The sequence below is a fragment of the Sphingobium sp. TKS genome, from assembly GCF_001563265.1.
Lineage (GTDB): Bacteria > Pseudomonadota > Alphaproteobacteria > Sphingomonadales > Sphingomonadaceae > Sphingobium.
In genome coordinates, this window is record NZ_CP005083.1 from 314,867 (window position 1) to 330,889 (window position 16,023).

General features: G+C 61.7%; 17 protein-coding genes and 2 pseudogenes. 14 read left to right on the plus strand and 5 right to left on the minus strand.

Annotation, left to right across the window (positions count from 1 at the left end; translation table 11 throughout):
• Nucleotide 1 precedes the first annotated feature (1 nt).
• Together hlyD and K426_RS01505 are read right to left on the minus strand one after the other, a co-directional pair.
• A complete protein-coding gene (gene hlyD, locus K426_RS01500) occupies nt 2-1,033 on the minus strand; it encodes a secretion protein HlyD (protein ID WP_020819440.1) in 1,032 nt (343 codons plus the stop codon).
• Entirely contained in the window at nt 1,030-1,638 is a 609-nt protein-coding gene (locus tag K426_RS01505) for a TetR/AcrR family transcriptional regulator (RefSeq protein ID WP_020819441.1), read from the minus strand. The genes hlyD and K426_RS01505 overlap by 4 nt, the downstream gene beginning before the upstream one ends.
• Before the next feature lie 231 nt (nt 1,639-1,869).
• Here K426_RS01505 and K426_RS01510 point away from each other — a divergent pair, with 231 nt between their 5' ends.
• The 8 genes and pseudogenes from K426_RS01510 to K426_RS01550 all read left to right on the plus strand — a co-directional run bounded on the left by K426_RS01510 (nt 1,870) and on the right by K426_RS01550 (nt 7,206).
• Entirely contained in the window at nt 1,870-2,214 is a 345-nt protein-coding gene (locus K426_RS01510) for an ArsR/SmtB family transcription factor (RefSeq protein WP_025160953.1), read from the plus strand.
• A gap of 10 nt (nt 2,215-2,224) precedes the next feature.
• Nucleotides 2,225-2,761 (plus strand): arsenate reductase ArsC, encoded by a 537-nt coding sequence (locus tag K426_RS01515; protein ID WP_020819443.1) that lies wholly within the window; start codon nt 2,225-2,227, stop codon nt 2,759-2,761.
• Entirely contained in the window at nt 2,758-3,204 is a 447-nt protein-coding gene (gene arsC, locus K426_RS01520; protein WP_020819444.1) for an arsenate reductase (glutaredoxin), read from the plus strand. Before K426_RS01515 ends, arsC begins: the two co-directional genes overlap by 4 nt.
• A 13-nt stretch (nt 3,205-3,217) precedes the next feature.
• Complete coding sequence (gene arsB, locus K426_RS01525) at nt 3,218-4,291, plus strand: ACR3 family arsenite efflux transporter (protein ID WP_025160954.1); 1,074 nt, start codon at nt 3,218-3,220, stop codon at nt 4,289-4,291.
• On the plus strand, nt 4,288-5,070 hold the full coding sequence (gene arsH, locus K426_RS01530; RefSeq protein ID WP_021223100.1) for an arsenical resistance protein ArsH: 783 nt from the start codon (nt 4,288-4,290) through the stop codon (nt 5,068-5,070). The genes arsB and arsH overlap by 4 nt, the downstream gene beginning before the upstream one ends.
• 412 nt (nt 5,071-5,482) lie before the next feature.
• A pseudogene (locus tag K426_RS01540) lies at nt 5,483-5,866 on the plus strand (hypothetical protein); the annotation flags it as partial.
• Nucleotides 5,867-6,107: 241 nt separating this feature from the next.
• On the plus strand, nt 6,108-6,605 hold the full coding sequence (locus K426_RS01545; RefSeq protein WP_020819448.1) for a TIR domain-containing protein: 498 nt from the start codon (nt 6,108-6,110) through the stop codon (nt 6,603-6,605).
• A 46-nt stretch (nt 6,606-6,651) separates the two neighbouring features.
• On the plus strand, nt 6,652-7,206 hold the full coding sequence (locus K426_RS01550) for a toll/interleukin-1 receptor domain-containing protein (RefSeq protein ID WP_021224402.1): 555 nt from the start codon (nt 6,652-6,654) through the stop codon (nt 7,204-7,206).
• Between the two features lie 16 nt (nt 7,207-7,222).
• On the opposite strand, the gene K426_RS01555 is transcribed toward K426_RS01550, so the two are convergent.
• The 3 genes from K426_RS01555 to K426_RS01565 are packed head-to-tail and all read right to left on the minus strand — an operon-like array spanning nt 7,223 to nt 9,563.
• Nucleotides 7,223-7,879, minus strand: a complete 657-nt coding sequence (locus tag K426_RS01555; protein ID WP_025160956.1) for an SLOG domain-containing protein — start codon at nt 7,877-7,879, stop codon at nt 7,223-7,225.
• 2 nt (nt 7,880-7,881) lie between these two features.
• Complete coding sequence (locus K426_RS01560; RefSeq protein ID WP_020819451.1) at nt 7,882-9,042, minus strand: toll/interleukin-1 receptor domain-containing protein; 1,161 nt, start codon at nt 9,040-9,042, stop codon at nt 7,882-7,884.
• 5 nt (nt 9,043-9,047) lie between these two features.
• Nucleotides 9,048-9,563, minus strand: a complete 516-nt coding sequence (locus tag K426_RS01565) for a TIR domain-containing protein (RefSeq protein WP_021224400.1) — start codon at nt 9,561-9,563, stop codon at nt 9,048-9,050.
• Between the two features lie 176 nt (nt 9,564-9,739).
• On the opposite strand from K426_RS01565, the gene K426_RS01570 reads away from it, so the two are divergent.
• From K426_RS01570 to K426_RS01595, 6 genes and pseudogenes are all read left to right on the plus strand, one after another.
• Entirely contained in the window at nt 9,740-10,882 is a 1,143-nt protein-coding gene (locus K426_RS01570) for a tyrosine-type recombinase/integrase (protein WP_025160957.1), read from the plus strand.
• On the plus strand, nt 10,875-12,692 hold the full coding sequence (locus K426_RS01575; protein ID WP_020819454.1) for a site-specific integrase: 1,818 nt from the start codon (nt 10,875-10,877) through the stop codon (nt 12,690-12,692). Before K426_RS01570 ends, K426_RS01575 begins: the two co-directional genes overlap by 8 nt.
• 4 nt (nt 12,693-12,696) lie before the next feature.
• Nucleotides 12,697-14,505 (plus strand): integrase, encoded by a 1,809-nt coding sequence (locus tag K426_RS01580; protein WP_025160958.1) that lies wholly within the window; start codon nt 12,697-12,699, stop codon nt 14,503-14,505.
• A complete protein-coding gene (locus K426_RS01585) occupies nt 14,489-14,947 on the plus strand; it encodes a hypothetical protein (RefSeq protein ID WP_020819456.1) in 459 nt (152 codons plus the stop codon). Before K426_RS01580 ends, K426_RS01585 begins: the two co-directional genes overlap by 17 nt.
• A 103-nt stretch (nt 14,948-15,050) precedes the next feature.
• Nucleotides 15,051-15,653: pseudogene (locus K426_RS32300) on the plus strand (hypothetical protein); the annotation flags it as partial.
• A complete protein-coding gene (locus K426_RS01595; RefSeq protein ID WP_020818778.1) occupies nt 15,650-16,003 on the plus strand; it encodes a DUF3768 domain-containing protein in 354 nt (117 codons plus the stop codon). The pseudogene K426_RS32300 and the gene K426_RS01595, both read left to right, overlap by 4 nt.
• Nucleotides 16,004-16,023 lie beyond the last annotated feature (20 nt).

Genomic DNA, 16,023 nt, shown 5'->3' on the forward strand with positions numbered 1-16,023 from the left:
GTCAGCGGCCTTTGGCGCGCGCGCCGGAGGTTTGTCCGACTACGACCTCGATCGTTACCGGCATGCCCTGACGCAGCGCGGCATCGGCATTGGTGACCACGATCCGCAGACGATAGACCAGATCCGTGCGCAGATCGGTCGTTTCTACCGTTTTGGGCGTGAACTCGGCGCGAGGCGAAATGAACCCGATCTGGCCTTGATAGAGTTTGTCGGAGGAATCGCTGCGAACGCGCACCCGCATTCCGGGCGCGATACGCCCCAGATCCGGTTCGCCGACATAAGCCCGCACATAAACCGGAGCATCAAGGCTGAGGCTATAGACCGGGCTTTGGCTGACAGCCATGCTGCCGGGTTCGCGCACCCGTGCGATGATCGTGCCGGTGCCGGGTGCAAGCAGAACCGTGTCGGCGAGCGCGGTGGCGGCTTGAGCCCGTGCTGCCTGTGCGGCGGCGAGGCGCGCTTGCCCCGCCGCGATGTCTTCCTTGCGGAAGCCTTCGGCGGCTTGCGAATGCGCGGCCCGGGCCGCCTTGACACTGGCGGCGGCCTGATCGCGCGCAGTGCGCGCGGCATCGACCGTCTTTTGACTGGCGGCTCCCGACGCGAGCAACTGGCTCTGCCGATCAAAATTACGCTCCGTGTCCCTGGCGACGGCCAGGGCCTGATTGAGGGCCTCCTGCGCCTGCGCAATCTCCTGCGGCCGCAGCCCGCGGCGCAGTTTGTCGAGGTCTGCCTGTGCGGCCGCTACGGCGGCGTCGGCGGCCGCGAGCGCTTCCTCGAACGGCTGCGCGTCGAGAGTCGCCATATGTGCGCCCGGCTCGACATGATCGCCTTCATCGAACAGCATCTGCGCGACGCGGCCGGACTGGCGGAAGGCCAATTGCACCTCCCGGATGTCGACATTGCCGTACAGATTGAGGGCGTCGCCGTCGCGGCTGCCCCGCTGCATCCACAGCCATCCAGCACCGATGATCACGATGACGGCCGCAATGATCAGGATCCGCTTTGTCGTGCCGGACAGGCGAATGTTCTTCATGATGATGCTCCGACGCCGCGCAGATAGATGGCGAACACGCCGGGCGCATCGCTGCGGATGCGGGTCACATCGTCCGCCAGCATGGATTGCATGACCAGGCCCTGGACCGTGCCGATGAACAGGGTGGCCGCGGCTTCCGGATCGAGGTCCGCATGCAGTTCGCCCCGTGCCTTTCCGGCGTCGAGCAGGGTATGCAGCCGTTCGCCATAATGGCGGATCAGGGTCTGGGCCATGCGCTTGGGAAGCGTCTCGCCCGGTCGCTGCAACTCCCCGAACAGCATTCGCGGTACACCCGGGTGATCAGACACGAAATCGATATGCGTCATGAAAACCGCTTCAAGCGCGGCAGCCGGAGAGGCGGCTTCCTCGACCGCCTTGTCCACGCGGCCGAGCAAGCGCTCGGTCACCCAGGACATCACCGCCTGCAGGATGGCGTCCTTGGTCGGGAAGTGGCGGAAGAGCGCGCCCTGGGTCAGACCCATCCGCTGGGCGATGGCCGTCGTGGTGATGTCGCTCGGGTTCTGTTCCGCGGCCAGGCCGACCACCGCCTCCACGGTCGCCGCCCGTCGCTCGTCAGCGGGAAGATGTCTGGACCGCCCGTTCATAGCTTGCGCCTTCAAAAGATAGTAATCTATTACTATCTATCTGTCATGAGCGTCTGGCGCAAGATGGTTCCGCCTGGATCGAGGCTGTCGGCCCATCCGCATGAGTGCATCATGGTCACTCAGACCATCGGCCATCTCCATAGTGGTATATGATTCTATACTTCTCGAAATGTAGATTGACCGCGCAGGCGCCTACTATTATTCGATGAGTTTGGAAGGATGGAATCGACCATGAAGGAGTTCAATCCGCAGGACTCGGCCGTCGAGGCGCTTGGCGCGCTGGCGCATGACACGCGCCTGTCTGTCTTTCGTATGTTGGTGAAGGCAGGGCCCGATGGACTGATCGCCGGCGCCATCGCGCAGGCCGCCAATGTGCCTCCGTCCACCATGTCGCATCATCTGGGTATTCTTGAACGGGCGGGACTCGTGGAGTCCGAGCGGGAAAGCCGGCTCATCCACTATCGCGCCGATTATGAGGGGATGCGCCGGCTGCTGGCCTTCCTGATGGAGGACTGCTGCCAGGGCGTCCCTGAAATGTGCGCCGATCTGTTCGGCGAGCTCGACTGCAAGGCCTGAGGTTACTCCCATGTCCGACACGATCGGCCCCGGCAAGACCTACAACGTGCTCTTCCTGTGCACCGGTAACAGCGCCCGCTCGATCTTGGGCGAAGCCATCATGAACAAGCTGGGGGAAGGGCGTTTCCGCGCCTGGAGCGCCGGCAGCCAGCCCAGGGGCGAAGTCCATCCGATGGCGCTCTCGGTTTTGAACGGGCTTGGGTTCGACACAGCGGGCATGCGTTCGAAAAGCTGGGACGAGTTCGCCGTGCCGGACGCGCCGCAATTCGATTTCATCTTCACCGTCTGCGATAACGCCGCAGGCGAAACATGTCCCGTGTGGATCGGCCATCCGATGACGGCGCACTGGGGCATCGAGGATCCGGCCGCCGTCGAAGGCGATGATCAGCGCGAGGCCTTCATGCAGGCCCTGCGCTACTTGCAGAACCGTATTTCGCTGTTCCTCGCGCTCCCGCTCGCCAGCCTCGACGAGATGGCGATGCGGCGCAAACTCAGGGAAATCGGCCAGAGCGAGGGCGCCAGCGTCAGGGCAGGAGCATGCGAATGACCCACCCGGAGACGCCTGTCGACATCGTCATCTACCACAATCCTGAATGCGGAACCTCGCGCAATGCGCTGGCCATGATCCGCAATGCCGGCATCGAACCGCATGTCATCGAGTACCTCAAGACTCCGCCTTCGCGTGCCTTGCTGGCAAGCCTCATCGTCCGCGCCAGCGTCACCCCGCGCGCCCTGCTGCGCGAGAAGGGCACGCCCTTTGCCGAACTGGGACTCGACAATCCGGATCTCACTGATGCGCAGTTGATCGATGCGATGATGGAACATCCGATCCTCATCAATCGGCCGCTGGTCGTCTCGCCGCTGGGCGTGAAGCTTTGCCGTCCGTCCGAGGAGGTCCTCGACCTCCTACCGGCTGACCAGCGCAGCGCCTTCGCCAAGGAAGACGGCGAACAGGTGATCGATGCCGCCGGCAGGCGTGTCACCGGTTGAACGAGGGATCAAGATGACCGCACAGCCCAGGCGTGAACGCCTGTCGTTTCTCGATCGGTATCTCACCTTGTGGATTTTCCTCGCCATGGCGCTCGGCGTGGGTCTGGGATCGACCTTCGAAGGATTGCCAAGGGCGATCGACAGCCTGTCCTGGGGGACCACCAACCTGCCCATCGCCATCGGCCTGATCCTGATGATGTATCCGCCGCTCGCGCGGGTGCGCTATGAGGAACTGCCGCGCGTGTTCGAAGACAAGCGGGTGCTGGCGATCTCGTTGATCCAGAACTGGATCATCGGCCCGGTGCTGATGTTTGCGCTCGCCGTCATCTTCCTCAGCGACAAGCCGGAATATATGACAGGCCTGATCCTTATCGGCCTCGCCCGTTGCATTGCCATGGTCATCGTCTGGAACCATCTCGCCAAGGGCGACAACCAGTATGTGGCTGCGCTGGTCGCGTTCAATTCAATCTTCCAGATCCTGTTCTTCAGCGTTTACGCCTGGTTCTTCCTCGCCTTTTTGCCGCCGCTGCTCGGGCTGGAGGGCAGCGTTATCAATGTCAGCTTCTGGACCATCGCCGAGGCGGTGCTGATCTATCTCGGCATTCCCTTTCTGGCTGGATTTCTCTCCCGCAAATGGCTGGTCAAGGCTAGGGGGAATGAATGGTATGAAACCTGCTTTCTGCCCAGGATCGGCCCGATCACGCTCGTCGCGCTGCTGTTCACCATCGTCGCCATGTTCAGCCTCAAGGGCAATGAGATCGTGACACTGCCGGGTGACATACTGCGGATCGCCATCCCGCTCACCATCTACTTCGTGGTTCAATTCAGCATCAGCTTCTTCATGGGCAAGCTGATCGAGAGCGACTATCCGCGCACGACGGCGGTGGCGTTCACGGCCGCGGGCAACAATTTCGAACTGGCGATTGCGGTCGCCATCGCCGCCTTTGGACTGGCTTCCCCGGTCGCCTTCGCTGCGGTGATCGGGCCGCTGGTCGAGGTTCCGGTGCTGATCCTGCTGGTCAACGCCGCCTTCTGGTTCGGGCGGCGCTGGTTCCCCGACAGCGTGCCGGCGGAGGTCCGGGCATGAACGAGACGAACCACAGCCGATTGCGGACGCTTGCCGATCCCGACCGTCTTCCAGCGCTCAAGCCTGACTATGTTCATCGGCGTCCAGCCCTGGGCCTGGGGGATCTCAATCCGCCGCCGCGCATCCTGCTGCTCTACGGATCCTTGCGCGAACGGTCCTATTCGCGGCTTGTGGTGGAAGAGGCGGCGCGTCTGCTCCAGTTCTTCGGCTGCGAAACGCGGATTTTCGATCCCTCCGATTTGCCGATGCCCGATCAGGTCCAGGATGACGATCATCCGGCGGTTCACGAACTGCGGGCGCATGCGCTCTGGTCCGAGGGCCAGGTCTGGTGCAGCCCGGAACGGCACGGCCAGATCACCGGGATCATGAAATCGCAGATCGATCACCTGCCGCTGGCTTTGAAGGGCATGCGCCCGACGCAGGGTCGCGCCCTTGCCGTCATGCAGGTCTCCGCAGGTTCACAATCGTTCAACAGCGTGAACAGCTTGCGCGTCCTCGGCCGCTGGATGCGGATGTTCACCATCCCCAACCAGTCGAGCGTCGCCAAAGCCTTCACCGAGTTCGACGAGGCCGGGCGGATGAAGCCGTCGAGCTATTACGACCGGATCGTCGACGTGATGGAGGAACTGGTGCGTTTCACTGTCCTGCTCCGCCCGCATGTCGATCAACTGGTCGATCGCTATTCGGAGCGGGTCGAAACGGATCGACCGGTCATTGCTCCGGCGGAAATCCTCGCCTCGATCGATGGGACTCTGGTTCCGCCACGACAGAAGGCATGATGCCCAATGGCCCCGCGCGTCTCGGTATCCAGAACGAACTGGCAGACATTTATGGCCGTTTGAGTGCCTTCGACTGACCGGGTCTGGACGAGGGCGTGACGGCTTGCTGCTATGCCGAGTCCGAAAGGAGCTGGATCGCCGGTGCCCAGGATGGGGCGTGGGCGGCTTTCTACATCAGCGGCGATGCGACGGATTATGGGAATGGTTCGAGGCTGAGCGCACTTTTCCGCAAAACGCCGCCGATGACGCCTGTTGTGCGCCGGCGGTGCCAATAGCGAAATCAGGCTGCCGCGGCCAACGGCGCGCAACAATATCTCATGGACGTGGATCGATGCCGGAGCCGTCCAGATGAGAGGGGAGTGGGAAGGAGTGATCGAGCCAAAGCTCTGCTCAAGCCCATTTGGATATCCCCATGTGCGATCTCACCTCAATCCCGGCCGAGGCCGGCTCCGCTCCCGCGCGCCTGCTCGATTATATTCGCGTCGATGCGCCGCAGCCCGTCGTCCTGGCCTATGGCATCGGTGTCGACAGCACCGCGCTTCTTCTCGAACTTGAAAGCCGGGGCACGCCGCCTGACCTCGTGATCACCGGGGATCCTGGCGTCGAGAAGCCGGAAACTTATGCCTATCAGAAGATGATCGCCGCCTGGATGGCGGCGCGAGGAATTCCCTATGTGACGGTGCGCTACACACCGCGCCGTTTCAAGCATTGGCCGCCCTATTTCGATCTGCTGTCCAACGTTCTGACGAACGCCACCTTGCCGAGCATTTCGCTGGGGCGCCATTCGTGCTCGTTAGGTCCGGCTTCGGCGACTGTCTCTTTTGCTCGCGATGAGTGACGGGCCGACCGCCGCGCTAACCCAAAGAGCTGGCGGTGGTCGGCCCGTCACTCGCGTCGCGCAGCGACGCCTGATTGCCGGATGAACCCGCTGGGCCTCAACTACCGTACTCCATCCTCGAGCAGATCGCTTCAGAATCGATTTCTCTGGCGAAACGAAGGCTGGGCTTGTAGAAGGCCGGAGAACAAAAGGGGGCCTTATGGCGCGGCGCGTTTTCTTCAGTTTCCACTTCGCGAACGATTTTTGGCGCACCCAGCAAGTGCGCAACATCGGTGCTCTTGAAGGGCAGTCTCTTTGCACCGCGAATGCGTGGGAAGAGGTCAAGCGGAAGGGCAAGGCCTCGATCGAAAAATGGATCGATGACAACATGTACGGCAAGAGCTGTGTGGTGGTGCTTGTCGGCTCTGAAACAGCGAACCGGCCTTGGGTAATCCGCGAGATCGTTAAAGGCTGGGATGCCGGCAAAGGAGTGGTCGGTATTCGGATAAACAAACTTCTCGGCCACGACGGGAATTCGTGCACGGCTGGTAGCAATCCGTTTGACGAAGTGGGCTATGGAAATACCGGGAAAAAGCTATCATCTATAGCGAAGCTGGTCACCCCTTCCGGCTCAGATAGCAAGGCAGTCTATGATTCGATCAAGAACGGAATCGAGAGTTGGATTGAGGACGCGATAGCGATCCGCTCAAATAACTGAGGTAGCTCCGTGAGTTCGGTCTATATCCGATAATAGAGTTTCGATTATGATCGAATACATTACAAAATCCGAGCTTCGGAATTTCGCTGATAAGTTAAATGTTAGCGAACAGGCAAGCCTCAGAAAGTCTGCTGCTTCCCGTAGCCTCTCAGGCACCACATTTCTTTCACACTCGAGCAAAGATGATGATCTGGTCGTTGGCGCTATTCGTGTGTTGGAAGGGCACGGAGCTAGGGTCTATGTCGATGAAATCGACCCGGAAATGCCCCCATACACGACGGAGGAAACGGCGGGGCTGCTAAAGAGCCGTATTCGCCAGACCAAGCGCTTTGTCCTTCTTGCAAGCAAGAATAGCAAGGACAGCCGTTGGGTGCCCTGGGAGTTGGGCGTGGCCGATGGTTATAAAGGGTTGACGAAGATCGCGCTGTTCCCGGCATCCGACAGCGCGCATGAGCAGGCATGGGCGTCGTGGGAGTATCTGGGATTATACCGCCGCATCGTCTGGGGGGATCTACAGGGTCATCAAAAGCGCGTCTGGATGGTCCTTGACGAGAAAAGGAACACAGCTACGGAGCTTAGCGAATGGCTTGCTGGCGACTGATGAGTTCCCACCCCGTTTAAGCAGTGGCAGGGGGCTGCCAAAATCGCTCCTCAACGACAGCTGGTTGGAGGGCCGGGCTTTCGAAGCGCTCCTCTCGGACGGAAACGTCAAGGTGGCGGTGAAATAACGCAACATAGTCCCGGTCTTCCGTTAGGTCGGGCGCTAAAGACTCAACTTGCGCTCCTACGTCAAGCGTCGCGCCGCCCGTGGAGATTACCGGTATCACTGCAGCCTCGGGTTGCAGGCGTCGAAACATCTCATATTCTTGTATAATTCCTCCCATGCCTCCAATAAAAACTGCTGCTTTGAACTTGTGTTCGGAAAACATGCGTTCACGCATGTTCAGCAAGCTCTTCTCCCGATCCCTTTCGATCTCTTCCGTATAAACCACGTTGTTGAACCGCTCATTATCCTCGGGATACTCATCCTTGAAATGGCGAGACTGGTAGAGCCGGACCCAGTGTCCGTAATTTATTCCGATGTCTTGCGAGACCACCCAGATCATCGGTGTGATTGCGGGTTGACCACCCCAGACAAGCAGCCTGCGCCCTAGTGTAACGTGCACCAAAGCGGAGACTGCGGCTGTAATCGCGACGGTGTCAGCAGTCGCTGCATATTGTGGGCCTCGCTTTGGATCTGGCACGCCCGCCGAAAGAAAAATGGCCTCAGTCATGGTCAATTCTCCCATGCCGCAAGAGCCCATCCGGCTTCGGAAACTTTAATCGTACGGACCGCGCGAATATGATCCCCAAGCCATCGGAGATGAGCATTCCATGCATCACGGATGCCGATATGATCGTAGACCAGTACCGGTATCTCCTGCTGTTCCGCTCGTCGCGCCTTATCGGCCACGTCGTTCAAAATTTCAGCCGTGGGGATTCCGACGATCGGATATGCCCAGATCTTTTCGCCGTCCAGCAACCGCACGGCGACGGCCCGATGTGCACCGACGCCTTCCACTGACGCACCAATTTTTTCGACGTCAGCGCGAAGCTTGCCGGTAATCGACATATATCGAGATGCGATGCTGCGGCTTCTTAGCCGCTCGACCTCCAGGACGATTGTATCTGCCGTTTGGGCTACTATTGGGCCATCCGGCCCTTCGAGTTCCTTTGGGTCAAGATATATAGTCTCTGCAAGATCGGTCAGCTTGTTTGGCGTATGCTCAGGCCAAATTACACGAAGGACCTGGATCTCTTTCGCGCGTGCTCTTCCTATTTCCTGTCGCGTCCAGCGGCTATCGAAATAGGTAGGCGTGTCGAGCATAACCATAACATCAGAATCAACGAGCCTATGCCAAAGCACATCTTGGAACGGATCGCCGGGCCTAATGTCGTGCGTGTCCAAGAATACGTCGAATCCGCGGGACGCAAGGAGATCGTGAAGTTGCAACGCAGCTGCTCGGGATTCCACCCGCCGATAGCTCACAAAAACCCGTCGCTGTCGACGAAGTAAACCCACACATTCCAGCATTGTCGACGCGAGTTCAGTCATATTTGGATCGTCAGCGCGCCGCGTTAGCCCATTGATGGGCTGGAGACACTGGGGGATCTGAGCATTGAAGTCTGCGCCAGCGGCAATCGTGGGAATGATGGGCGCGCTCGCTCGGATCAGGTCCTGGGCCGCTTCGAGATCTTGTTGGGCATTTCCTCCAAAATATGCACCTGCGAATGCTGCTGGCTTGTGCCGCCCACCCAGCGTTTCCGCATTATGCACAACTATATCGTCCCCCAACGTCAATCCAAAGTCGGAAACGATATCGGTGAGCGTCGCTGTCAGTGTCGCGCGCTCCTCTGGCGTTGCGGCGCCAAGTATGGCGAGTTCATAAATACTCATTGATGTCAGCGACCGGCCGCTTTTGCTGCAGTTTCGATCCAAGCCGGCATGTTGGCATAGCCGTTATCCCGAACCCAATCATACGTCCCGTATAGGTTTGACAGCGGAATATCTCGACCATTCTGCTTTATTGTAAAATAGCTGAGAGGGTTGGTCCCCTGTCGATCAGTCCCGAGTTGCGGATCTTTTACGCTATGGATGTCGATGGCCAATAGGCCTTTCCCAAGCTCGTAGCTTCTCTTGATCTCGTGCCGGACCCATTCGCGGTCATACGTCTCCGCGCCAAAAAGCACCACCGTCACGGACGTGCCTTTGAGCTGCTCCTCGATCCATTTTTCTATGCCGCCCGCGCGTCTTTTTGCCTCTTCGAACTCTGCCTTGTCATAGAAAGGCTGCGCTTCGCCACCTGGACGAACCACCCAGGAATTGCGGACTTGCACGACCCGTCGAACGTCACGGTCATAGTGAAAGCTAAAGAATACCCGACGCGCCACCGCTTCCCCCCCTTGATCCTCGTTCACTCATATCAAGGCGGGCGCCAGGTGTCAGCAGGCACGGTGAGTGCTTGGGGTAGCTGGTCGCAGCGACACCCTTCGGCATGGCGAGGAAAGCGCCCATTCCATCGAAATGCTTCGGCCAAATCGAGCATGTTGCTCTACTTTCGAAATTGCACCTGTGCGGGCGAGGGAGATGGCCCGTGGTATCAGTGATTCGGGCTGCCTCTGGCGTGCCCAATGTCCCCGCCGGCTTCCCGATTCTGTTCGACGCCGACATGGCGATCATCGAGCCGGCCTTCGTCTGGCTCATGGAGCATGCAGAGCTAAGCGGCCGCGCCCACGCTACGGAAACTGTGCGGACCTACGGCGAGCATCTCCACGATTGGTTCGACTCGCTCGAACAATCGGGGATCGAATGGCGCGAAGCCGACGAACGCGTCATCGCTGCCTATCGCAACCGGATGCTGGAGAACCCCAGCGCACACACCGGGAAGCCCTATGCCCGGACCACGATCAACGCGCGCGTCTCGACCGTCTGCCGGTTCTATGGCTGGGCGCTCGATAAGGGCCTGATCGACCACTGCCCGTTCCGGTTGACCGAAAAGATGACGCTGATGCTCGACGGCGCTTATCGCCCAGGCTTGCAGCGGCGCCAGGTCAACGAGCTGATCGTCTCACGCCCGGAAAAACTGCCGCGACCTCTGCGCGCCGACGAACTGGCACGGCTGTTCGCGCATCTGAGGCCTACCGCCCGACTTGCCGCGCAATGGGCGCTTGGGGCGGGACTGCGCCGCAAGGAGCTTTGCGCGCTCGCCATCGACCAAATCCCGGATAGCTGGCCACTCGACCTCGACAGCGATCCACTTGTCGGCGTGCCGATCCATATCACCAAGGGAGACCGGCCAAGGACAGTCTATCCGCCGATTCGGCTGCTCGATCATACGGACTGGTATGTGGGAGAGGATCGCGCCCGGATCGTCCGCCGTGTCCGCCGTTCCGACCGGGGCTATCGCGCGCCGCCCAATCTCCTGCTGAACGAGCATGGCCGGGCTATGACGCGAAAACTCCTGACGGCGCAGCTCGCGGAAGCTTTCGCGGCTGCGAGACTTCTGGGTACATTGCACTGCCTGCGGCACACCTTCGCGATGGCGATGCTGGCCCGCCTTCAGATCCAGGCCCGCACCAATCCCGATCTCAACCCGCTCAAGGTCGTGCAGGTGCTGCTGGGCCATGCTTCGATCACGACCACCGCGATTTATCTGCGCTGCGTCGAACTGCACGAGCGCGATCTGAGCGAAAGCCTCGCCTATCTTTATGGCGAGCTGATCCCCGCCGATGGCTAGGGGCCGCCTCGATCGGACGCTGAGACTCGATCCGGCACCGGCGAACCATCCGGCGCAGGTCGCCGAAATCCAGTTCCGCGACGAATGGGGCAAGATCGTCCAAAGCTTCAGCCCGGCGCTGTTCGGAATGCCGGACGATATCAGCGCCGCCATCGCCCGGGCTTTCCGCGATCATGATGTAGCATCCAGCGCCGCGACCCGCACCGCGCACTGGTTCGCGCTGCGCGTGTTCGGGAGGTTCCTGCGCGAAGACGCGCGTGTCAGGCGCGCGGCAGACCTCGACACGGCAACGATCCGCCGGTTCATCACCTGGCTGGCGATGCCCACCAACGGGCGCAGGCGCGGCGTCCGCTCACAATCCGGTCAGCTCGGTATGATCCGGCCGGTCCTCAAGCGCGCGATCGCGGACAATCCAGGCTTGTTCGCACCGGGCTTCGCCGTTCCCAACAATGCGATCCCGCTGGCCGGCGTCCAGCGGCTACCGCAAGACCGGCTGACACCTGCCGCAATGCGCGCCCTGCTGGCAGTCTGCTATGCCGAGATCGACACTGCGTGGGACAAGTTCCAGCACGGGCAAGCCATCGTTGGTCTTCCGAATGTGCCGCTCCATGGTGGGCGGACCGTCGAACGGGATCGCTGGATCTGGAAGCTCCATCGCCGCGGCCACGGCATCATGCCGACCGACCGAGGCTTGGACCTTAATAAGCCCGATCGGCAGAGGATCGCCGAGGTAGGCGGGTTCCGCGAGCTCGAGGGTTATCTCCACCTCACGACCGACACGCTGGTTGCGTTCTATATCGTGCTGCTGATCCAGACGGCGGCCAACGCCGGTCCGCTGCGCCAGATCAAGCGGGACTGCCTCGTGCCGCATCCGCTCGAGCGGCATCGCGTCATGGTCGAGTGGGTGAAACCCCGCGCCGGCGGTAAGGTGAAACGCATGCAACGGCGCTCGTTCGACAATCGCCGACCCTATGCGGCGCCGCGCCTGATCGAAAAACTGCTTGCGATGACGGCACCCCTATTGCCGCATGTGGAGCCGTCCAAACGCGACCGACTGTTCCTCCACCGCTTCCTCATGACGACAGGACGCCTCGAGCGTGAGCATCGCGCCGGTCATATCGTGCAGGCCACGTTGCGATCGGCAATGTTGCGCTTCTACGAGCGGCACAATGGCGCGATCGCTTCCTGGAACGAAGCGCATCCCGGCAAGTCCCGTTCCCTGCTTCCCGACTTCTCGCCCAAGCTGTTCCGCAGCAGCATGGCAAGCGCCCATTACACAGCGTCGCAGGGCGATATCATGGCGGCCAAAGCGGTCCTCAATCATGCGAATGTCGCCACCACCGACATCTATGTCGATGGCGAGGCCGTCCGCCGCCTCGAACGCGATACGATCGCTCGGCTCCAGTCGCTGATGATCACATGGGTCACCGGCGAGACGCCCGCCCATGACTCGCAACATCAAGGGCCAGATACCAGCGCGCGGGTGACGGCGCTGTTCGGCCACGACTGCCTTCGACCGGTCGACGGCGGGCAGGCACAGCCTGGCCGCGTGTGCCCGAAACTGGGAGGCTGCCTTGCCTGTCCAGGCCTGATCGTCCCGATCGACCCGGATCATCTGGCGCGCATTGTCCAGGCCACCATGCATCTTGAAGCGGCGCGGGAACGCATCGACCCGATCCGGTTCAGCCTCTTCTATGCCCCCAGCCTTCGGGTGCTGACACAAGACCTGCTGCCGGCGTTCCCGCCCGAAATGATGCCGGACGCGGAACGGCACATACCCGCCTTGCCGCCGCTGCCGGACCTGGAATAGCCTCATGGCCTCCGTCCCGACATCCACGCCTACCCAACTTCCGGCGCCATTGCTCGGAAACGAAGGCATCCCCGCCGCCACGACGTTCAACTGGGGCTTCGAAATGCCGGACGGGAGCCGGTTCCGGGACGATCGGTGGACGCCGCTCCGGCACGCCGCCGAACTGTTCCTGCTCTCGCTGCGGGCCGATCCGCCCGAAGGGCGGAGGCCACTTCGCAAGGAAGCGATCGATGGTCACTTCAGCCACATCCGCTTCCTCGTTCGATGGATGGCAGCCGAGAACGTCCGATGCTTCAAGGATCTCGATCAAGACGCCGTCGACCGGTTCGTGGCCATGTTGCGCGCTCGTCCCGGCAGGAACGCTTCACGGCTCTCCCTCAGCACCGCCGAAGGCTATCTCGGCACGATCCGCACGTTCCACATGCAGCGCGACAAGCTGGACGACGCGCCGCTGATGGCGCCGCCTCGCGCCGGTTCGGTTGGGAAGCGGCACTGGAAACCTTATGGCGGCCATCCCTATACGCCCGACGAGATCGCCGTGCCTCTCATCAGCGGCGCTATGGAACTGCTCGGTGACCCAGCGGACCAGATACTCGCGCTGCGCGACCGTCTCGAAGATCTGTATGAGCAGTTCCGACCACAGCATCAGGGGCGAAGGCTCCACTGGCATATCAGACGCGCCATGTTGGCTGAGCCATGCCCCTACGCGGATCTGTATCCGAATCCGGAATGGCCGCTGCGCCGCCTGACGTTCATGCTGGATCGGCTTGGCGACGCCTGCTTCGTCGTCATCGCCTATCTCGTTGGCGCGAGAGCCTCCGAAATACTCAGGCTTGAGGAGGGTTGCCTCGAACGGCGCGCGGCCGATGGAGACGGTGAGGAACACGTCTATCTGGTCGGCACGATCACGAAGACGTCGCTGACGGAACATGGGGACATCCATCGATGGCTTGCGCCCGAGCCGGTCCGGCGGGCGATCCACATCCTCGAACGTCTCTCCGCACCGCTTCGCGAACTTAGCGGGAAGAGGAACCTCTGGCTCCACCAGCTCGGCCGGGGACGCTCGCCGCTTCCGACGATGATGCCCGTCGCCCTACTGCGATCACCCATGGTCAATATCCGCTTGAACGAACGACTTGCGCCGTTCCTTGCCTTGCCGGAACACCAAGGCGGCACCTGGCACCTGACCACCTATCAGGGTCGCAAGACGTTCTCGCGGTTCATCGGGCGGCGCGACCGCACCGGCCTGACGGCGCTGCAACGCCATCTCGGCCATGTCCACCGCGCGATGACCGACCGGGCCTATGTGGGCACCGACTTCGAGCTTGCCCAGCTGATCGACGACCAAGCCGCCGAAGAAACCCGCAAGGCGCTGGAAGACCTGCTCCTGGCGCCGAACGTCGCCGGGAAGGCGGGCGTCATGCTCTCCGAGCGATCGCCGTTCCGCGGGCGCACGCTATCGGGCGACGTCGATGGCTATATCACCGATATCCTCGCCGAAACGGATATGCGCCTCGGCGTGTGCGACTGGGGCTACTGCCTCTACCGCCGGGAAACCTCGGCATGCCTCGGCGGCGAGCGCGAGCCGAACCCGGTGCTCCGCACGCAAAGCACTTGCTCGACTTGCGCCAACTTCGCCGTGACCGGCAAGCATAAGCCGGTCTGGGAAGCGCGCCTTGAGCGCAACAGCGCTTTGCTCCAGCGCGATGACCTCGACTCCGAGAGCCGTGCGCTTGCAGAAGCCCGCATCCAGGAATCTCGCCGTATCCTGGACCAGTTAGACGAAGGAAATACCGATGGCGACCGAAATTGACCTGTCCAGCCCGCAAGCTCGACGGCGGGCAAAGACGGATGCGCGCCTGCGTGAAGCCCTTGCAGGCCTCGCCGGCAATCCCTCCGCAGAACCCACAGTCGCTGCGCTCGCACGGGCAGCCGGGGTCGGCCGCAACATCATATATACCCATCATGCCGGCGTTCTCGACGGCCTCCGCGCGCTTCAGTCGCAGCGTGCCGGCGCGAACGAGACGACCGCCAGAGAGGCCGATCGCACACGCTCGGCTCTTCGGGATGCCGAAGCTCGAAGCGCCGCCCTCGCGACACATAACGCTAGCCTGTTGAAACGCGCCGTCGACGCCGAGCAACGTGCCGAGAGGCTTGAGCGGCGCAATGCCCAACTCGTGCAGGAACTCGATCGGATACGTAGACCAATCCCGATCCGCCCCAGCGCTGAAGCGCACGATCCTTCCGCTGTCTGACGTCGGTCACGCCCTAATCGGGCGTCCCGAAAGGAAAGGGGGATGAGGAACGCTGGAAATGCGGGCTTTGTGAGGCAAAGGAGACAGGCCCGTCCAGACCTAATGCTCGCTCAAATGGAAGGTCGCCCCGCAGGACGCCTTTCTCAAGCAGTGGGAACCGGCCAAGGACGCCTGGGCGCGCGGCCAGAAGGTCGTTCGCCTTATCGGCTACGACGCATCGCCGGCTGACACGCGGCGCTATACCCATGCCTCGACCATCACGAGCGATCTTTTCGAATGCCGCTACCCACTGCGCGAATGGGGCTGGGATCGCGCGGCCTGCATCGCCCGGATCGAAGCCGCTCAGCTTCCCGTCCCGCCAAAATCGAGCTGCTTCATCTGCGGGGCGATGAAGCCGGACGAAGTTCGCGCCCTTCCGTCCTGGTGTCTGCGCCTCATCGTGCTGGTCGAGGCGAGAGCGGCCCCGCGTCTCAGGACCGTCGAAGGCCTGTGGCGCCGCTCGACGCGCACGCGGCCCGGGCGCATGACCGATTTCATCCGCGCCGAAGAGTTGCTGCCGGCCGCCGACATCGACGCGATCATCCACGACGCGCCTGCCGACCTCATCCGGTTCCAGGATGTGGCGGCCCATGTCCCGCTCCCCGACCGTCCGGCCATGGCGGAGTGGCTCGAGCAGTTCAACGCCGGCCTGAAGGAGGCAGCATGACCATCTCCGTTACAGAACAGATCGCCCGTTTGAACGACCGTTGCCGCCAGGGTTTCGATCCGACCGCTCGCCTTGTCGTGACCCGCGCCTGCCTCGCTCGTCTCGCAGGCGAAGAAGACGCGGTTCGTGAAATCATTGCCCAGGCTGAACTCCTCGCCGCCGTCCGCCGGTATGACTTTGGCCCCGGCGACGGCCCGGAACGAGACTTCGGCGCCTTCGATCTTCGGGGCGAACGCATCTTCTTCAAGATCGACTATTATGATCCCGCCCTCGAATTCGGATCGGAAGATCCAGCGGACGCATCGCTCACGCGGCGCGTGCTCACGATCATGCTCGCCGAGGATTATTGAGGGCTTCGATCGCGCCCTTC